This is a genomic window from Frisingicoccus sp., assembly GCA_016298055.1.
GTDB lineage: Bacteria > Bacillota > Clostridia > Lachnospirales > Lachnospiraceae > Frisingicoccus.
Map to the genome: position 1 here is coordinate 1 of JAEDDO010000250.1, position 2,323 is coordinate 2,323.

The following is a 2,323-nucleotide window of genomic DNA, read 5'->3' on the forward strand; positions in this document are numbered from 1 at the left end:
TTTGAATATTTATCGTTAAAATGATAGAACTTCTGTCTATATTTTCTCATAAAATAGCTTTTTCGTCCAGCTTTTCCATGTATTTTATTCTGTAATCTTTTTGCTGATGATTTCACCTGTGTTTTTAAAAATGCTCTTTGCCGGAACAACACCGCGAACCATAGATGTTGGATAAACATTTGACTCTCTTCCGATCACAGTTCCCGGATTGAGAACCGCATTACATCCTACCTCCACATTGTCTCCCAGCATAGCACCGAATTTTTTGAGTCCGGTCTCAATATGCACCTCTCCGGTATGGACTTTGACAAGCTGCTTGTCCGCCTTTACATTGGATGTGATCGAACCAGCTCCCATATGCGCCTTATATCCAAGAATCGAATCCCCCACATAATTGTAATGAGGTACCTGAACCTTATTAAACAAGACCACATTTTTTAATTCTGTCGAATTGCCGACCACTGCTCCCTCGCCGACAATGGCATTACCGCGGATAAATGCACAATGACGCACTTCTGCTTCTTTTCCGATAATCGCCGGTCCATGCACGTAGGCAGATGGAAATACTGTAGCACTCTTTGCAATCCACACATCCTCGCCGATCTGATCATATTCTTCTTTCGGAAGGGATGGTCCAAGTTTTTTAATAAAATCTCCGATTTTTGGAAGTGCCTGCCACGGATAATCAAGACCCTCAAACAAGTCTGCCGCAATCGTTTCATTCAGATCATACATATTTTTAATCAATAAATTTTCCATTTTCTTCACTCCACATTCTTCCCCGGCTTATCCGGGACCATCTTTTATTCAACTGTCACAGATTTTGCAAGATTTCTCGGCTGATCCACATCACATCCCTTGGCAACAGCCACATAATATGCAAAAAGCTGTAACGGGATCGTTGTCATCAATCCTGTAAACATACGGTTTGTCTTTGGAATATAGAACACATAATCTGCGTTCTTTTCAATATCTTTATTATCTTCATTTGTAACAGCCAGAACAAAGGCTCCACGGGTACGCACCTCAACAATATTGCTCACAATCTTTCCGTAAAGCAGCTCCTGAGTCACCAGTGCAACAACAAGTGTGCCTTTCTCAATCAGAGAAATCGTTCCGTGTTTTAATTCACCGGCAGCATAGGCTTCCGAATGTACATAGGAGATTTCTTTTAATTTCAGAGAAGCTTCCAGCGCACTGGCATAGTCGATACCCCGTCCAAGGAAAAAGACATCCTTAAGACCGATATATTTATTGGCAAGATACTGAATTCTTTCTTTATTCTCAAGCATACTTTCAATTTTTTCCGGCAGTGTCTTTAATTCCTGGATCATCTCATGATATTCCGTATCCGATACTTTTTCACGAATTTTTGCAAAATGCAGTGCCAGTAAATATAAAGCGGAAAGCTGGCTTGTATATCCTTTTGTTGTCGCTACGGCAATCTCAGGTCCTGCCCAGGTATAAAGAACATCGTCCGCCTCACGGGCAATGGAACTTCCGACAACATTGACAACGGCCAGAGTTCGAACACCGTGGCGTTTGGCCTCTCGCATAGCCGCCAGTGTATCAGCTGTCTCACCGGACTGACTGATAATGATCGCCAGCGTATTATCTTCCAGAATCGGATTTCTATAACGGAATTCGGACGCAAGATCCACTTCCACAGGAATCCTTGACAATTCTTCAATCACATATTTGCCTGTTACACCTGCATGATAAGCGGAACCGCAGGCGATAATGAATATTTTTCGAAGATCTCTGATCTGTTCGTCTGTCATACGAAGTTCGTGAATGAAAACTTCGTCATCTCTCAAACGCGGAAAAACAGTATCCCGGACCGCCTTCGGCTGTTCATGAATCTCCTTCATCATAAAATGTTCATAGCCGCCTTTTTCAGCCGCTGACACATCCCACTGAATCTCCGTGACCTCTTTTTCAATAACATCCAGATCTTCATTGTATACAGTGACACCGTCACGGGTCAGCTTGACGATCTCGCCGTCTTCAAGAATATAGATTTTTCGTGTATGTTTTAAAACAGCAGGAATATCTGAAGCGATATAGTTTCCCTCTTCAGAAAGTCCCACGATCAGCGGGCTGTCTTTTTTTACAGCAATGATCTCGTCCGGATTATCTTTGTTAATAATGCCGAGCGCATAAGAACCTTCGATACGTGTCATAACTTTTGCAAGCGTTTTTAAAAGATCACCGTCAAAATAGTAATCCATTAATAATGTGACAACTTCCGTATCTGTCTCAGACTGAAAAACATAGCCTCTGGAAATGAGACGATTTTTCAATTCCAGATAATTTTCAATAA

General features: G+C 41.8%; 2 protein-coding genes. Both read right to left on the bottom strand.

Annotated elements, in window-relative coordinates; translation table 11 throughout:
- Nucleotides 1–84 precede the first annotated feature (84 nt).
- Nucleotides 85–759, bottom strand: a complete 675-nt coding sequence (locus tag QZZ35_RS11220) for an acyltransferase (RefSeq protein ID WP_291237482.1) — start codon at nt 757–759, stop codon at nt 85–87.
- Between the two features lie 44 nt (nt 760–803).
- Nucleotides 804–2,323 (bottom strand): glutamine--fructose-6-phosphate transaminase (isomerizing) (gene glmS, locus QZZ35_RS11225; RefSeq protein ID WP_291237483.1); only part of this gene is annotated, 1,520 nt, incomplete at its 5' end.